Raw genomic sequence first — 17,588 nt, forward strand, 5'->3', positions numbered from 1 at the left:
TTTATGACACTGCGGCTACATTTTTATGACACAAAGCATTACAGCATTTTTAACCGATTCGAATGCAATTTAACGGCGATAAATATATATAAAATTAACATTTTTTAATATAAGAAATGTAAACGGAAATAAAAATGAAACACGTGCCTATTACCTTGCCGTGGCGTTTCTAATTCCCTTACCGGGAAATAAAGATGGATTTTTCTCTTTTTTATGAGAGCTAGAAATGGTTGACCGTTGTTTTTCTAACTGTAATAAATGAGAGGAATAGAAGTTGAGAGCAATTAAAAAAACATCTGCTACATTAAGTAGAAATAATTTGAGCCAAGCGATTGGGAGCATTATCATCGGCGCAACCTTGGGCACAATTTCATTACAGGGTACTGCACAAAGTGCTGACCAACTCGAAGAAATCGTTGTAACCGGCAGTTATTCAAAAAGCCTGGAAAAAGCCATTGATATTAAACGTAATACAATAGGCTTCTCGGATTCTATCGTTGCAACTGATATTGCCGACTTCCCCGAACAAAACCTTGCTGAAGCATTACAGCGTATGCCCGGTGTGACCATCGAACGCAACAAAGGTTTGGGTAGCAAAGTTAATGTGCGCAGTCTGCCAAGTGATTTCACCTACGTTTCCATCAATAACCTGTCAACTGCATCAGGCAGTGGCGGTCGCGATGTAGAATTCGATATTTTTGCGTCTGAAATTATCCAGAGCGTTACAGTACAAAAATCGCCAACCGCGGCTGACGAAGAAGGCGGTATTGCCGGTTCAGTGTTGATGACAACCGCACGTCCATTTGACTATAACGATGCAAAGTTTGTGATATCAGCTGAAGGTGCACACAATTCTATTTCAGAAGAAATTGATCCAAAAGTCTCACTGCTGGCAAGCAATACCTTTGGTAATTTTGGTGCGCTAGTGTCATTGTCGATGGCAGAACGCAGCAACAGAACAGATTCAAATTCCGGTATTAATTTCCGTCCGCTATCACGCTGGACTGAAAAAACCGGCTCGTCAAAATGGCAAGCGGATCAAACCATTGCTGTATTAGAACGCGATACCGGTGCAGTAATCACCAATCCAATGGATAAAGAACAAACCAACCGGGTTGTGTTCCATGACAAGATCGGCAACCGCTCTTATTTAAATGAACAGGATAAGTGGGGCGCAACCGCTGCTTTCCAATACAAACCAGGCAGTACCTTTAGCCTGACTTTTGATGCGATGCTCGGCGGATACGATAACACCGAAGACGAATATGATGCGGCGGCTTACACTGCCTCCAGTATCAGTGCTCTCGAAACGGTTCACGCTTATGACAGCACCACCTTGGCCAAGCACGGCATTGTAGTCTTGACCGATGTATCTTATGCCGATACGCAACACGAATTCCTGAGCAAAGAAAACATACATAAAACTGATTACACCCAATACAGTTTGAATATGGATTGGAAAATCGGTGACTGGATTATTGAAGGCCTTGTCGGTTACTCTGGCGCAGAAAAGACCTCGGACACCAGTAATTTGAAACACGTTGCTTACGCGCCTTCGCGCAGCCGCTACACCAAAAATGGTGGCGAAACTTTGGTCAGTGCCAATCCGAAAAGTTTCGATATGTACAACTCTCCGGAAAAATATTTGTTCGACTCTTATGAAGTGAATCTGGAAGAAATCCAGGATGACAAATATGCAGCGCAATTGGATTTTATCAAACCGATGGAATTAAATTTCCTGCCAGCCCTGGATCAAGTGCAATTTGGTGCGCGTTACACTGATAAATCCAAAGAGCGCTATCGCGGTACTAATATTGTCAGAGGTCCGGGCAAAGACAGCACTATATGGCGTAATGTGCGCACCCTGCAAGACAGCGAATTGACGTTAATTTCTGATTTGGTTCCCGGCGGGAAATATTTGTCGCAATCATCTAACAGCCCGCAGTGGTCGCAAATCTCCAACAGCTATGCGCGCAACACTTTCCGTTATCAGGAATTCAAAGTCGATTTTGCTGATAGCGAATATTATCGCGTCGATGAAGAAGTATTAAGTTTGTATGCGATGACTGATTTCAAATTCGACATCGCTAACAAGCCGGTAATGATCAACGCCGGTGTGCGGTCAGTGGATACAGACGTACTGTCCTTTGGTTATCATCAAATTCAAAATCCTAATGGCACTACCGGTTATACGCCTACCCCCATTTCCAAGAAAGGTAATTACAGCGATGTATTGCCAAGCCTAAATGCAAGCATGGAATTAACTGAGAATCTGTTGTTACGTGCAGGTGCATCACAGACATTAATCCGCCCGGCATTGGGCGACATTGCCTACAAACGCACAGTTAGCATCAGTGAATTTAAATATCGTGATGGCAATCCGGATCTCAAACCAACCTATGCGGATCAATGGGAATTAGGTTTGGAGTGGTATGTAAGTGAAGGTGCACTTTTTGCTGCATCTTACTTCGAGAAGAAAATTGAAGGTGTTGTACGTGAATCGCTTACCGGTGTCGTTAAAGATGTAACCAAATACAATGCTAACGGCACCATCGATGGTGTGTACGATTTTGAAATCTATCAAAAAGTAAATGCCGATGGTGCTTACGATGTATCCGGTGTGGAATTAATTGCGCAATTCCCGCTAAGTATGTTGCATGAATCATTGGAAGGTTTTGGTATCAATGCCAACTTCACTATGCTGGATAATTCACTCACCGGTGAATCAGATTTGGGGATTCCAACTCCACCGGAAGGTTTGGCGGATAGGACCTATAACTTGACTGCTTACTACGAAAACAAAAAGTTCGACGCGCGTATTTCGTATAACTATAAAGACAAGTATGTGGAATCCATCGCCAGCGATATGTATCCGGTGTACCGAGATGCTTACGGCCAAACCGATTTGTCTTTGGGTTATCAAGTGACCGATAACATTAAAGTGATGCTGGAAGGCATTAATATCACCGATGAAGCAACCAGTGGCTACACCATTGATCCTGCATTTCCGACGATGTATGAATTTTCTGGGCGCCGTATCAGTCTGGGTGTAAGAGCAGATTTCTAATTTCACAACAACAACGATAAAAACTTAACGTAACACCAAATAAAAAGGATGCTCTATAAGGAGCATCCTTTTTATTCGGAAACATATAGAAATTTAATACTTAACACTCAAGATACAAGCAATTAAACCATTGTCAAATCAACAATGCCAACACCGGTTTTCACCATATTTTCAAATGTATCTATACCGTTATTGGGAATAATTTTTGCGCGAGATATAAGCCTTTTACAAATAATATATGGCCGCTGGATGCTGCCCCTGTGGCCATTGTTACATGCTTGCTCGGCTATCCAAATAACTTGTTCTTCATAGTTAAGGATTTATCGATAAATATGCTTGAGCCACCGGCGTGAATTTGTTCCGACGTTAGTACGACTGATTTGCTATTTTTTAATAAATCCTGACAAATATATTCGATTTCGGTATCGTCATCGGAGCCCCATATAAAAACATCTTGTCAGCTTAATAAATAGATAACCAATAATAAAAAGCCGGGAAAATCCCGGCCTTAAAGTACAGCAACAACCTTAGTTTAAGATTTTTTATTCTACTTCGAGTCGAATATTGTCGAACACCACGTCCATTGAGTTGGAAGGCTCTATTACAAAAATATTGGTAATGGAATTGATATTGGCAATACCGGAGGGATCAATCGAGTTGCGATTACTCATCAGATCAGCAACGCCAATACTGAAAGATCCCCAAACACCATCGGCTGGCAGTGGCACACTCACATCGCTTAAATTTGGCCAACCACTATCCACTTTTACTAACAAAGTCGCACCAGCAGCTTTGCTATTTACCTTAAGGTCAAATTTTAATTTACCCGTAGCAATCCAGTGATTCAACGTGGTTGGTGCATCGATTATATTGAAAGATACATTACCAGTAGCGCCAGTTTTTACCACACTAAATACTTGGCCACGACCCGCTTCCGCAACTTGTGACACCGCAATTTGGTTCGCACCGGTGGTGTATGTTTGTATTTGCAAACCGGAACCAATGCTGTCGCCGTATACAGTGAACAATGGCAAGGGTGCAAACACATCAGCACCGGTGCTAGCTTCACCCTCAATACGGATATTGTCGAACGAAACATCAATTGCGCCAGTAGAATCAATCACAAATGTATTTTTGATTAATGCGAGATTAGCCCTGCCGTTGCCACCATTCATGGAGTTGCCGTTATTCTTAAGATCTGTGAGGGAAATACGGAATTCTTTCCACACTCCATTCTCAGCAACAGGCACTTCCACATCACTAACATTTGGCCAACCGCTATCGATTTTCACCAGCAGTTTTGCACCATCAGCTTTGCTGTTTACTTTAACATCAAAAATTAATTCACTGTCACCCGACCAATTAGTCAAATCAGTTGGGTCACCGTCAACCTCAAGATACAAATTGCCATTCGCGCCGTTTTTTACAACATTCAATACATTTCCACGGCCCGCTTCTGCCACTTCTGAATAGCTGACAATTTTGTCGGGGTTATAAGAATTAATAAATAGGCCGTCAGTAACTTCATCGCCGTACATAACCAATAATGGAGGGCCGGAAAAATCTACTTTGCCAATTCCCGGACGTCGATGGCCTGGAACCTGTTCAGCATTTTCGCCAATAGTCGCACAACCTTTACCTGTTAACGGTGAACCAGTGCACTCATAAACACGCACAAAATCCACTAACATTTTTTGTGGGAATACGGATTCATCCACACCGGTGTTATTAACATTGCCTGCCCAGTTTCCACCAACCGCAAGATTCAGCAACAAATGAAATTTGGAATGACGATCAAACGGCGCGCCTACCGGTGCATCAGTTAATTTTCCATCCTGCATATACTGTCCATACCAACCAGTATCGCGCTGTGTAGCGAAATGTACGTCATCAACATACCAGCGAATTTCACCTTCTTCCCATTCCACCGCATAGGTATGGAAATCATCAGCCGGGTTAGCATTATTAGGTAATGTATAAGCCGCACCTGCATTGACATTGCCCGGCCAATTGCGACCGTAATGCAAGGTACCATGTACATGAGCTTCTGGAGCGCTACCATCAGTTACTACTTTTAAATTGACGGCCTCCATAATATCGATCTCACCACTGGATGCCCAAGTGCCATAAGGCGAGTCAGTTGGCAACATCCAAATTGCAGGCCAGGTACCTTGACCAAACGGCAATTTTGCGCGAATCTCAAAGCGACCGAATGTCCACTCCTGGATATTCTTAGTACGCAAACGCGCAGAGGTGTATGGCAAAGTTTTGGTGCCGGTACCTTCACCTTCAGCCGAATCGGAACCTGTGAAATTTTCGCGTTGAGCAACGATAGTCAATACACCATCGCTAACATAAGAGTTAACCGGACGATCTGTGTAGCACTGCTGTTCTTCATTGCCACCGCCCCAGCAATTTTTTTCAAATCCCCACTTACTGGTATCAATGGCTGTTCCATCGAATTCATCACTCCAAACCAACTTCCACTCGGGAGTGGCCGGTGCAGATGAACTGCTCGCAGCAATGGATGATGGCGCTATCGAGGCTGCAACTGATGATGGTGCGACAGAGGCAGATGAAGAGCTTTTATTGCCCCCGCCACCTGAACCGCCACAACCTACCAGACCAACCAATGCCAGACCGACGCAGAGTCGGGTTAAGACGGGAGTAAAGCTTCGCTCGTGATTTTTCATAATTACCTCTATTGTTATTGTTGAAATACCCTGGATTGTAGTAACGCAGTTAACACTAAAATATTTTTATCTTTTGAAAAGAGCTGTAGTAGTTATTTAAAACATAGCCGGCGCAGCGAAGGCTACGCCGGTTCAGGATCACACATTATTCTGCGCAGGCAGGTGCCGTTGCATTTTTTTCGATACGTACGTTATAGATAGAAATATCCAGGCTACCGGCGGTGCTGAGCATAAACGGTGCGAGAACCATATCTAACTTCACACGTTTTTTCGCAAAACAATCCAATGCAACACTCACGCTGGTCCACTCGCCCACTGGAGCTGCATTCAATTCTTTTGTTACCGGAATTTCACCGACACAATCGCTGCCGCAATACATACCCAAGCTAACGTCTCCGCTCGGTTTTGCATTCACTTTTACATCAAATACCAGTGCGCCTTTACTTTCAGCGTAGGAACTGAAATCAGTACGGGTAGTTGATCCCAATGACACTGTTGCTTTGGCAGAACCATTGAATTGCAAGCGACGAGTGTCTTCCTGTACTTGTTTGTCTTCCGACGAAACAACCACTGCGCCCAACTCACCGCGACTGGTAGTCACGGGCAACATGTTGTTGACATGGTCAAGCAACACCAACATCCAGGGATTAATTACGCGTTGATTGAAAATAGGTGTGCTGTCCGGAGTATTGGCCGCGGCAATTGTCGCTGCAGTTTCATCCAGCTCTGCGGTTTCAACTTTATCGTTGTAAGTAAGGCCAAAATCGTAAGCGAATTGTGGTTTGTAATCGGCATCGCCCACATTCAATGGCGATTGCGCTGGTGAGGATGGCCAGGAGAATGGCAATTTACCTTTCACATCAAAATTCACCGAACCGTCTGCTTTGCTCAGCACTACGTCGGCAACACCTACACCTTCTGAACCGGGTAACCAGACAACAGCGAATGCATCGGATGCATTGATAAAATTGTTAGCCCAGAGTGGACGGCCAGTGATAAATAATGAAACTACTTTAATACCGTCAGCTTTTAATTTTTTCAGCAGCGCGAGATTGGTTTCATTTTTATAAATCAGGCTACCGATATCGCCTTGCATTTCCGCGTAAGGATCTTCACCAAAAACCACAAAGGCAACATCAGGTTTAGTTTTGTAGCTACCGCTCTCACTCAGCTCAACTGAACCACCCGCTGCTTTTGCTGCATCGGCAATACCTTGATAAATTGAAGAACCACCGGGGAAATCGGCGTTGGTATTACCCGTGCCCTGCCAAGTGATACTCCAACCACCGGATTGTTTACCGATATTGTCGGCACCATCACCGGCAACCAGAATTTTGCTTTTGGCATTTACCGGCAATGTCTGCTGATTATTTTTCAATAACACAACGGATTCACGCACCGCTTGACGAGCGATTGCACGATGCTCAGCCGAACCAATCACTTCGCGCTTTCCAGCCAATTCACGGGTAGACGGCGCACCTTTATCAAACAGACCTGCACGCAATTTCACCCGCAGGATACGCGATACCGCATCGTCCAAACGCGCTTGTGGAATCTCGCCACTTTTCACTTGTGCCAGAGTGTTGTGATACAACTCTTTCCAGGACGGATCCGGAGCCATGAAAATATCCAGGCCAGCATTGATCGATTGCGGACAACTCACAGGCGTACACCCGGATACAAATGCGTGACCATTCCAATCGCCGACAACCAAACCATCAAAGCCCATTTGGTTTTTCAATTGATCGGTCAGCAAATATTTGTTGCCATGCATTTTCACGTCTTGCCAGCTGCTAAACGAAGCCATCACCGTTTGTGCGCCTGCCGCCAGCGCAGTTTCGTAACCGGCGTTGTGGATTTTTACCAACTCTTCTTCACTGATTGCTGCATCGCCGCGATCTTGTCCGCCCAAGGTACCGCCGTCAGCCAGGAAGTGTTTTGCAGTGGCGATAACATGTCTTTCGCTAAGCAGATCTTTACCGGCAACACCTTGCAGGCCTTCCACCATTTTGCCGCCGTAGGCTTTTACCACGGCAGGATCTTCTGAATAGGATTCGTAGGTACGGCCCCAACGGTCATCGCGCACAACAGCAAGCGTCGGTGCAAAACTCCAGTCGATACCGGTTACTGCGATCTCCGCTGCGGTAGCGGCGCCGATTTGACGAATCAATTCAGGATTGCGCGTTGCGCCCAGGCCGATGTTGTGCGGAAACAGGGTCGCGCCGATAATATTGTTGTGCCCGTGAACTGCATCGGTTCCCCACATAACGGGGATAGGAATACGGCCACCTTCGGTGCTCATGGATGCGTTGTAAAACGCATCGGCCAGCGCTATCCACTCTTCTACCTTGGCGTGTTTGTTTTCACCGGGGAATGAACCGCCACCATTCAAAATCGAACCGAGCGAATACTCGGTGACATCAGCAGGGGTTACCAGACGCAATTCGGGCTGGATAAGTTGTCCCACTTTTTGCTCCAGGGTCAATTTACCCAACAGCTCGGTAATTTTTGCTTCAATAGCCGGATCTTTTTTAACCGCACTCTGCACCCTTGGCCACAGCGAATCGGTTGTTGCAGTGCCGGTATCAGCAGTAGCAGTTGCCTCATTAGATTTTTTATCACAACCGCTGAGCGCGGCCAAAACCACTAAACTGCAGGCCGCTAATGCGCCCGGCTTATAAAGATTAGGCATAAATTACCTCGCCAAAAAAGAATGTTGTTGTAAGCGTTTGTTGTTTTCTCAGTCAGGATTGCGGGCTGATTTAAACCAAAATTAGAAGTAAGAACCCTTATGCAAAAAAGCCCCCGCTTTCTACTTGAGGAAGAACGCGGGGGCCAAGCAAGGAGAGCTAACAAGAAAAGATAGGATGGCATATATGTACCTAGCCAAACTTGCTAACACCCATGGGGACCTGACATCACCCAAGGGTTCATTTGTTGATGAAAAATTCATCGCATCAACAATAACTCGCATGCGGCTCAACCACGGGCACAGCACTTGAGTTGCGAATTAATAATGGCACCTCATTCAAAAACATGTCGTCCCACTTTCCGCTATCAACGGAAGATGGGGCGATTCACTTTGACAGCCAGTAAAACTGCAACGCTCAGGTTCGGGTAAATACTCACACTGTGAGCTCAGCCGAACAGGGTTTGAGGAAAATGGGAATATATTTCACAGCAGGTTTATCTCGAACCAGTACGATATAGGATTAGCAAGATGGAAATTGTAACAACATAATCAATTCAACCTGACATACAGGGAGCATCTAAACACCCTTGTGGGTGACCAGCCATTGGGTAAAGCAGCGGCAATTTTCTCCGAACTATTTTATGCGCCACCCAGTGATGCCAGCATTAAGAGGGCGGTAATCGCTCTCATTATTTTGATAGGTAAGAATCGGTTTACCGCACCAATCAAATTGATAAATGGAGCACAGATTAGGTAATCACCCCATCCCATCTTGGTTGTATGGCAAAAGTGGGACAGCCTGAATTAAAAATTTTAGCTAGGGTAGATCTAGCTTGGCCTGCAACCAAGTGCTAATGAATTTTTATTCCAGGGAAACGAACCATGGCGCAACATCATAAAATTATTTTAATTGCTATAACGGCAGCAATAGGTGGAATTTGGGTAGGTCAATCATTCGACAGCCAGAGTAATAATATAATAGCCAAAAACCCAACTCCATCCCCCATAAGCATTAGTGATAACGCTAGTTTCATTGCGCAATTACAACAACAAATCCATTTACTACAGGCGGAAAATAACCTTTTAAAAAATCGTCTACAAGCACAATCAGACAATTCTTCATCTCTCCAGCAAACTATCGCTCCCATCGCAAATAGCATCAACGAGGACGGGAAAGACATACTCAATCGTTTGCAGACGTTGGAAATGGAAAAGCAGCAGCGTAAAGCAACAGATGTTGTTAACTGGATAATGCAATCACACAATGCCAATCGCAATTTCGATTTAAATAAAGAACTGCTGCATCGCTTTGAAGAGGAAAATCGCGATCCTGTCTGGGCGGATCAACAAGAAAATCATTACCGCCAGCTTTTCAGCAATAAAGAAGAGCTGCGCGATATCGCACTGCGTAATACTCAATGCCGCACTAGCCAATGCGAAATCACTATCGGCATTTCCAACATCGAACAATCCAATCAATTACTTCAAAAAATGAGCAATGTTTTGGCTGATAGCGGACAACCGGTTTCAATCATGATAGCGACTGATGAAAGCAGTGGCACCAGCAAGCTCTATATCAGCAACAACGAAAACAGCTTCACGTTTAATTAACTACCATTCTCCAAATTATTTGGGCTCGTCTATCCCTTTCATTTATCCAATAAAGGCGTGGCGACCTCAATAATTAATAGGGCAGGATGCTTTATTCACTGCATTTAGCAGTAGCGATATTACAGCTATCGCCGTGAACGCGCGCAGGAGCGAGTGGTTTCACACGAACTATAAATTTAAATCAACTGGAGTTGTTATGAAATTTTCTAAACTATTAGCTGGTTTCGGCCTTATGTTTTTAGGTGGTGTATCAATTAACGCGAGTGCCCAGACCTCTGTGTGCACATGGAATTCCGTGTATGGATATACCAGTGGCAACTATTCTTATACCTCTTACATTTGCCGGACTAGCAGCAATGCTGTAGCAGCATCACGCACAGACACTTACGACAATAGCTGGGGCTATCGTACCTGTGGAACAGTAAGTGTCGCGAGTGGCTACCAAAACACCAGCACAACACAGGGCAACTACTACCCTGCAAACTGCAATACCAACATTGTTGCAGTCAATACACCGCCGGCAAGCTCATCCGTAGCATCATCAGTAGCTAACCCTTGTTACACTGGCGAATATCAAATTATTCAAACCAGCCCAACACCTTATCCTACTTTTAACCCTGCATTTTGTGGCCCCCAGCCACAATGCAAACACAGTGTTACGCCTTTGGATCAACACTCTTATCCACGGCTGAAATATACTTGCCTTTGATTTATTTAAAATGCAATAAAAAAGCGGTGCATCAGCACCGCTTTTTTATCCAGGACAATATTGTGTCCTGTCTTATGTATTAGCCGGTAACCTGCTGACCAACCATTTTTTTAAATTCTATTTTCGGAGCCGGACAGAATTCCCGCAAAAACTCATCATGTGTTGGCAGTTTCCGGACAACGTCCTCAATCATATCAACTGCTTGCTTCAAAGTGATTTCTACTGCCGGATAATCCAGGTTGTCGACTCTCGGGCAATACTTTTTCGGACGTATCCCCATTCCTTCATATACAGCATGCCAACTTGGACTGCGGAAAAGCTCCTCATTACCATCGCGCAGCACACCATGCTCCTTGAATAAATCAATTCGCTCCTGAAGAGATACTGGAAGCTCTATATTTTTATACCAGCGCCAAAAAGGTGTGTCTTCACGCTCGGTAGTCGCGTAGTGAAGTACGATAAAATCGCGGATCTCCTCATAATCTGCAACCATTCGGCGATTGTATTCTTTGATGTGAGAAGGAGCACACTCGCGATCAGGAAAAAATCGCAGAAAGAAATCCAGTCCGCGGGTAACTAAATGTATGGCGGTAGATTCTAACGGTTCGATAAAGCCGGATGCCAATCCCAACGACATACAATTGTTCTTCCAAATTTCTTCACGTACCCCGGTACGAAATGGAATTACCCTTGGCTCGATTAACATTTCCCCATCAAGATTATTTAACAGCGTTTTACGGGCTTCTTCATCACTGCAAAATTGACTGGAATAAACATAACCACGGCCCGAACGATGCTGCAATGGAATGTGCCAAATCCACCCGGCATCTTGCGCTGCAGCACGTGTATAAGGCTTGGTAGCACCCAAATTTTCAGTCTGAGTTACAACCGCACGGTCGCATGGCAAATAGTTGCTCCAATCGCGCAAACCAACACCGAGGGTTTTTTCGATCAACAAAGCACGGAAACCTGTACAATCAATAAAAAAATCACCTTCTATTTCACGCCCATCCGTTAATACAAGCTTTTGGATAAACCCGCGCTCATCTTGCACAACCTGATTAACCAAACCTTCAGTCCGGGTAATTCCACGCGATTCAGCAAAGCGACGAAAATAATCTGCGGCTAATTTAGCATCGATATGCAATGCATAAGCACCGCCACCAATGGGCGTTTGCTGCGCCTTTTCAGGAAGAAAAAAACGATTATGTTTAGCCATAATATTGGTCGGCGAAAAATCCATTAACTCATATGGACTGCCATTGTGTGTTGATTTCAACCAGCATTGATAAAATTCGTGCAAATCAAATCGCTTACCTATAACACCGAAAGGATGAAAATAGGATTCACCTTTCCGTTTCCAATCGGCGAACGAGATACCCAATTTAAAACTGGCTTGCGTCTGACTAATAAAATGCGCCTCATCAATTCCTAAATTACGAATCAACGCAATAAAAGGTGGAATAGTGGATTCGCCCACACCAATCGTTCCAATCTCTTCAGACTCGACCAGCTCTACATTGCATACGCTTGGATGCAATTGATGCGATAGCACAGCAGCTGCAATCCACCCGGCCGAACCGCCCCCCACTATTACAATTTTTTTCAACGGATCCATAACACATACCAAAAGAATAATTTTCGTTATTACATAAACAATTTAAGTCCGAAAGCAATTAAATCCTGACGGGTTTAGCACTTGTAGAGACAGAGCAATATCGCGCTAAAAAATCTCCGTGCGATGGAGAATCCAGCACGGCTTTTTGAATAGCCAGTTTCATTTCATTCAAGTTTTTTTCCAGATAATCTTCACTAAAGGCATCTACCGCTGGATCATAAGTTTCAGGCTGTACATTGAAACCATCATAAATCGCCAGCCAACTTGCATTGCCAAACATTTCCCAACGATAACGCACCAAATATCCCCGACTGCGGTATAAATCTATTTTGTATTGAAGACTATCAGGAATATCCATTTGGTTGCAGTACTGCCAAAAGTCGGTGTCTTTTCGTTCACTGGCCTTGTAATGCAGAATAATAAAATCCCGAACGCGCTCATATTCTTCAGCGGTAACGGTATTAAATTCATTAATAAGATGTGGATTAAACGCTTTATCCGGAAACAATTGCTTTATTTTTTCGATGGCTGTTTCGATTAGCGCGATACTAGTACTCTCCAATGGCTCCAAGAAACCAGAGGATAATCCCACTGCTATACAATTCTTATTCCAGGCTTTTTTTCTACGCCCGGGAGTAAATGAAATTTTGCGCGGTTCCTGCAGTGGTTCGCCATCCAGGTTCTGGATCAATATTTTTTTTGCTTCATCATCTGCTATAAAACGACTACTAAAAACATGACCATTGCCCGTACGATGTTGTAGCGGAATGCGCCACTGCCAGCCGGCTTGGCGAGCAGTCACTTTAGTGTAAGATGTTGGCTCTCCAACGGATTGTGTTTGTACGGCAAATGCCCGGTCACATAGCAGCCATTGGCTCCAATCTTCATAACCTGTTTGCAAAGCTTCCTCAATCAATAACCCGCGAAAACCGGAACAATCAATAAACAAATCACCTTTTACAGATTCACCAGATTCCAATTGCACTGACTCAATAAATCCATCAGCTTCACGCAATTTCACTTGACTGATTTTTGCATCAATGCGTTCAACACCTTGACCAACAGCAAATTCACGCAAATGCTTTGCAAACAAAGCTGCATCAAAATGCAGTGCCCAATCAAAAACGGAAAGCGTAGAAGACGGATTAGGTGAAGGGAGGGTAAATTTATTATGCTTCGCCAGATTAACACCGAGCGAGTAATCCTGAAGGTCAGTTACACGATTTTTTTGTTTTAGCTTTAACCAAAAATGATGGAAGCCTATGCCACGCAGATCTTGACCAAATAAACCAAATGGATGGATAAAAGAAGATCCGGGTTTATACCAATCATTAAATTGAATGCCTAATTTACAAGTCGCCTGCGTTGCTTGAATGACCTGTGTATCGGTCATACCCAACTGTCGATAGAAGTGGCGAATTGTCGGGATAGTTGCCTCCCCCACTCCGATAGTACCAATTTCAGATGATTCAATAAGGATGATTTTGACTTGCTCTTTGAAATGATGCTGCAAATTAGCAGCAGTCATCCAGCCAGCAGTGCCGCCACCTACGATGATTATTTTTTCAATACGCTGGATCTGCATAATTGCAACAACTTAATAGAGGTTTTTGGACAGATTAATCATTATGGTTTTGGAAAATGGAAAGTCCATTTTTTTCGGTGCTGTTTATTAAAATTATAATGAACGCGCTATAAAAAAACCGCCGAAAGCCTTACAAAAACTTTCGGCGGTTTTATTAACACTACAACACTTTTTTACATGTTGCAGCTATTAGAACTTGGCACGCACACCGATAGTGTAACGCGGCTCAAATTCGTTTTGTGACAAGTACTGGGTATCACCGTTAGAGAAGTCAATATAATAGTCTTCGATTTCGCCGGTAATGTTGGAGCCATTCACGTAAATGGTCACGTTATCGAGGATATCGTAGCTGATGTTGGCATCCACATAGGCAGTTGCTTTTTGATATTGCAACAAGTTCCCGGTTGCACCACCAACCAAACGGTCATCACGATAGTTATAAGCGATACGCGCTTGCAACTTGTCGTCTTGATACCAACCGATCAAGTTGAATTGGTTTTCAGAGTTGTCGTTGAACGGTAATTTATTACCACTCAAGTCTTCACCTTCTTGCTCGCTTGGTGAGTAAGTGTAGTTAGCATCCACACCGAAATTACCGAAGAATCCGTCAGCAATTTCACTGAATGCATATTTAACACCTACTTCCATACCTTCAATGGTACCGCCTTTACCTTGAATTGGCTGGTTCACATCAACTTCGCGACGAATAACGCCATCCTGGTCAGGGAAGCTACCGCGGCTTTTCCCATTGGTTACAAAGCTATCAATATCCACTTTGAATATACCGAGGTATGCCATGCTGGCGTCACCGAAGTAATATTCAGCAGATGCGTCAATGTTAGTTGCACGCCATGGGTTAAGACCCGGGTTACCGCTGGAGTCAGCACTGGTTACAACACGAATGCCTAACTCAGCATTATCAGCAGTGTTAATTTTCAAACCACCACCGTAGTTACCCAGATCCAAAGGCGTCATGGTTTCGCTGGCACCAAAACGGAATTTCAATTGATCATTCACGTTATAGCTCAGGTTCAACACAGGCAGCACGTCAGTGTACTTACGGGTAGTAACAGTATCACCTTCATCTACGTTGGTATCACCATAGTTCAGTGTTTCGCCAGTCAGGTTTTGTTTTACCAACATGTTGGTTTGGATAATTTTTGCACCCAAGCTACCGGTTACCGGACCTGCTTCAAAATTCGCACCCAGGGTGTAACTGGTTTCATCCAGGGTTACATCATAAGTTTGACCAGGAACGATTTGACGGTTGGCTTGACCGAATACTTTCTTGTGGAAAGCGACAGCATCATCGTAATCACGTGGATCAGCTGCCCAAACACCTGGCAGACCTTTAGTCACTGAGCCGTAATCATCTACCCAGATAGCATTGTTATAGGTATCGATTTTGGTTGGTGCATTCACGGTGTAAGGCTGGAATACACCATTTACCAATTCGCCCGCTTTACATTGGCTTTGGTCCATTGCTACGTCAATTGCTTTCCATTGCGCCTGACAACCCGCCGTGTTCACAGCACCGGTACGAACAACTACGCCATCGTCATCGACAGTCCAGGCATCAGCGCCAGGGTAAAATGCGGAGAACATATGGAACTGTTCAATATTTACTGTACGACTGCTGTTTCGCACGCCCAGATCAACACTGGTGACAAATCCGAATAAGGATTCATCAAAAGCATATTTACCTGATGCACTGAATACATCCAGATCCGCGGATGATTCATTATTACCTTCAGATGAGAAGGCACCAATCGCATAGGCATCCTTATCCGCCATGTATTCACGCAATGTTTTGCCGGTACCTACGGGGTTATCAAAACCACCCCATACTGGAGAGCTACCAGCAATGTTATAGGTCAGCTGTGGAATACCGTTGTAACCATTTGGGTTGGGTTCTACGAAACGCCCACCTTTATCACCAACCAGACCATTGCTGTATCCGTTAGTGTTCGCATAACGAGCAGCGATCTCTGCCGGGTAGAAGGTACCGCGAGTGCGGTCTGCAGGATTACGGAACAGCGTGAAACGGCCATCTGCATTGTCCGGGCCATCTGCGCGCCAGCTGCTCAAATCGCCTTGTGACTGGCCATTGATACTTAAACGGTTTGCATTCCCACGAATCGCGCGGAACTGACCGGTAAAGTTGCCGCCGTTGTCGTAGTTCAATTCCAAATTAAAGTTTTGTGAAAATGACTCGGTAGTTCTGTTAACGGTAAATGAGTTCACCCACAGCGCATTTACATTATATTCATCAACAGCCAACCAATTGCGATCATTAGTACCTGCAACACCGGTATCTATGGATGAACTTGGGGTTAGCCAATCCAACGTCCCCCAACGGTTGGAGATGTTCAGACCCACTTTGCGGTCATGCTCTTCCAACTTGGTATAAAAACCTTCCGCAACGAAAGTGAAACCCTCGCCCAACTCCAATTCAAAAGCGGCATTCAAACCGGTACGGTTACGCTCAACCACGCGATTGAAACTCTCATAACCATGCGGTGCAATAAAGTTAGTTGGCGCTGCGCCACCCCAATCGTTATTACCAAACAAGCCGCCCGCAGTACCTGAATAGTTGTTACCCAGGTTAGCTTCGCTTTCTACGCCGGCGATCATGATGCCGACTTTGTCATTGCGCCAATTGATCAGGCCGTTAACAGCAGGATCAGTTTCTTTGGTGTAATCACCAGTTGATACTTCACCATTGATTGCAGCGGTGAAACCTTCATCAAACTCCATCGGGCGACGGGTTTTCAAATCGATGGTACCGGTGATACCCGACAGAGCATTGGTCACATCAGTTGATTTGTAAACGTCAACGCCTTTCATCAACTGTGAAGGAACGTCGTTCAATGTTGGTTGGGCGCCAGCGAGGTTACCTGCGCTGAGATATTGTTCGCCATTTAACAGCGTTATTACTTGCGGCAAGCCACGAATGTTTGCACGGGTACCTTCACCTGCATCGCGTTGCACCTGAATACCGGAGATACGTTGCAACGAGTCAGCAATGGTAACGTCTGGTAACTTACCGATATCTTCAGCAGAAATACCATCGACAATTGCAGTCGCTTCACGTTTGGTGGTAACAGCAGATTGTTGAGCTGCCTTGATACCGGTTACTACTACTTCCTCTACGCTATCGTCTTGCGCAACTGCCATACCACTCACGCCGAAAAGAGCAGAGGCAACCGCCGTAGCAATCAACTTTTTCTTAAAGCCTATAGACTGCTTTGTTGTTAGTGTCTTATTCATGGAGTTCTCCATTTATTTATTGGTATGAAATTATGTAATGACCTTTATTCCTCCAAGTGCTGTATTAAGCACTTCTAAAAACCATAGGCCAAAACCGCTTTTCTAGCGAGGTCATCATCACAATTGACGCCGAAGGTGTCGTCCCACCTTCAAAATTACCCAAATCTGACGCATGTCACTTTTCACAACAGCTAGTGGGATACCACTTTTATTATAATAATCAGTGAGTTAACGCAATTTTTTGTGTTACTTCCGATGGGTAATTTCTACCCATGGAAAAAAGTGGTACAAATAAAAAACCCCTACCAGAACATGCTCTGATAGGGGTTAAATGAACTCGAGG

At 44.5% G+C, this 17,588-nt stretch carries 8 protein-coding genes; 3 read left to right on the plus strand and 5 right to left on the minus strand.

Annotation, left to right across the window (positions count from 1 at the left end; translation table 11 throughout):
- Positions 1-274: 274 nt before the first annotated feature.
- The gene (locus tag AC1RJL_RS14315) at positions 275-3,067 is read left to right on the plus strand and encodes a TonB-dependent receptor (RefSeq protein ID WP_492915171.1); all 2,793 of its coding nucleotides are present in this window, start codon (positions 275-277) and stop codon (positions 3,065-3,067) included.
- Positions 3,068-3,609: 542 nt separating this feature from the next.
- Here AC1RJL_RS14315 and AC1RJL_RS14320 read toward each other — a convergent pair.
- Together AC1RJL_RS14320 and AC1RJL_RS14325 are read right to left on the minus strand one after the other, a co-directional pair.
- Entirely contained in the window at positions 3,610-5,760 is a 2,151-nt protein-coding gene (locus AC1RJL_RS14320; RefSeq protein ID WP_492915173.1) for a family 16 glycosylhydrolase, read from the minus strand.
- Positions 5,761-5,905: 145 nt separating this feature from the next.
- Positions 5,906-8,452 carry a glycoside hydrolase family 3 protein gene (locus AC1RJL_RS14325; RefSeq protein WP_492915175.1) on the minus strand — a complete coding sequence of 849 codons (2,547 nt, stop codon included), beginning with the start codon at positions 8,450-8,452 and terminating at the stop codon, positions 5,906-5,908.
- Positions 8,453-9,334: 882 nt separating this feature from the next.
- Between AC1RJL_RS14325 and AC1RJL_RS14330 the strand changes: the two genes are divergently transcribed.
- Together AC1RJL_RS14330 and AC1RJL_RS14335 are read left to right on the plus strand one after the other, a co-directional pair.
- Positions 9,335-10,063: a hypothetical protein gene (locus AC1RJL_RS14330; RefSeq protein ID WP_492915177.1), complete on the plus strand. Its 729-nt coding sequence runs from the start codon at positions 9,335-9,337 to the stop codon at positions 10,061-10,063.
- Positions 10,064-10,259: 196 nt separating this feature from the next.
- On the plus strand, positions 10,260-10,772 hold the full coding sequence (locus AC1RJL_RS14335; RefSeq protein ID WP_492915180.1) for a hypothetical protein: 513 nt from the start codon (positions 10,260-10,262) through the stop codon (positions 10,770-10,772).
- A gap of 79 nt (positions 10,773-10,851) precedes the next feature.
- Here the strand turns inward: AC1RJL_RS14335 and AC1RJL_RS14340 are convergent, their stop codons facing one another.
- The 3 genes from AC1RJL_RS14340 to AC1RJL_RS14350 all read right to left on the minus strand — a co-directional run bounded on the left by AC1RJL_RS14340 (position 10,852) and on the right by AC1RJL_RS14350 (position 17,245).
- Positions 10,852-12,390 carry a tryptophan halogenase family protein gene (locus tag AC1RJL_RS14340; RefSeq protein ID WP_492915182.1) on the minus strand — a complete coding sequence of 513 codons (1,539 nt, stop codon included), beginning with the start codon at positions 12,388-12,390 and terminating at the stop codon, positions 10,852-10,854.
- Between the two features lie 58 nt (positions 12,391-12,448).
- Complete coding sequence (locus AC1RJL_RS14345; protein ID WP_492915183.1) at positions 12,449-13,975, minus strand: tryptophan halogenase family protein; 1,527 nt, start codon at positions 13,973-13,975, stop codon at positions 12,449-12,451.
- A 189-nt stretch (positions 13,976-14,164) separates the two neighbouring features.
- Entirely contained in the window at positions 14,165-17,245 is a 3,081-nt protein-coding gene (locus tag AC1RJL_RS14350) for a TonB-dependent receptor (protein ID WP_492915185.1), read from the minus strand.
- Between the last annotated feature and the right edge of the window lie 343 nt (positions 17,246-17,588).

This window comes from Cellvibrio sp. GW822-FHT04B05 (genome assembly GCF_058800985.1).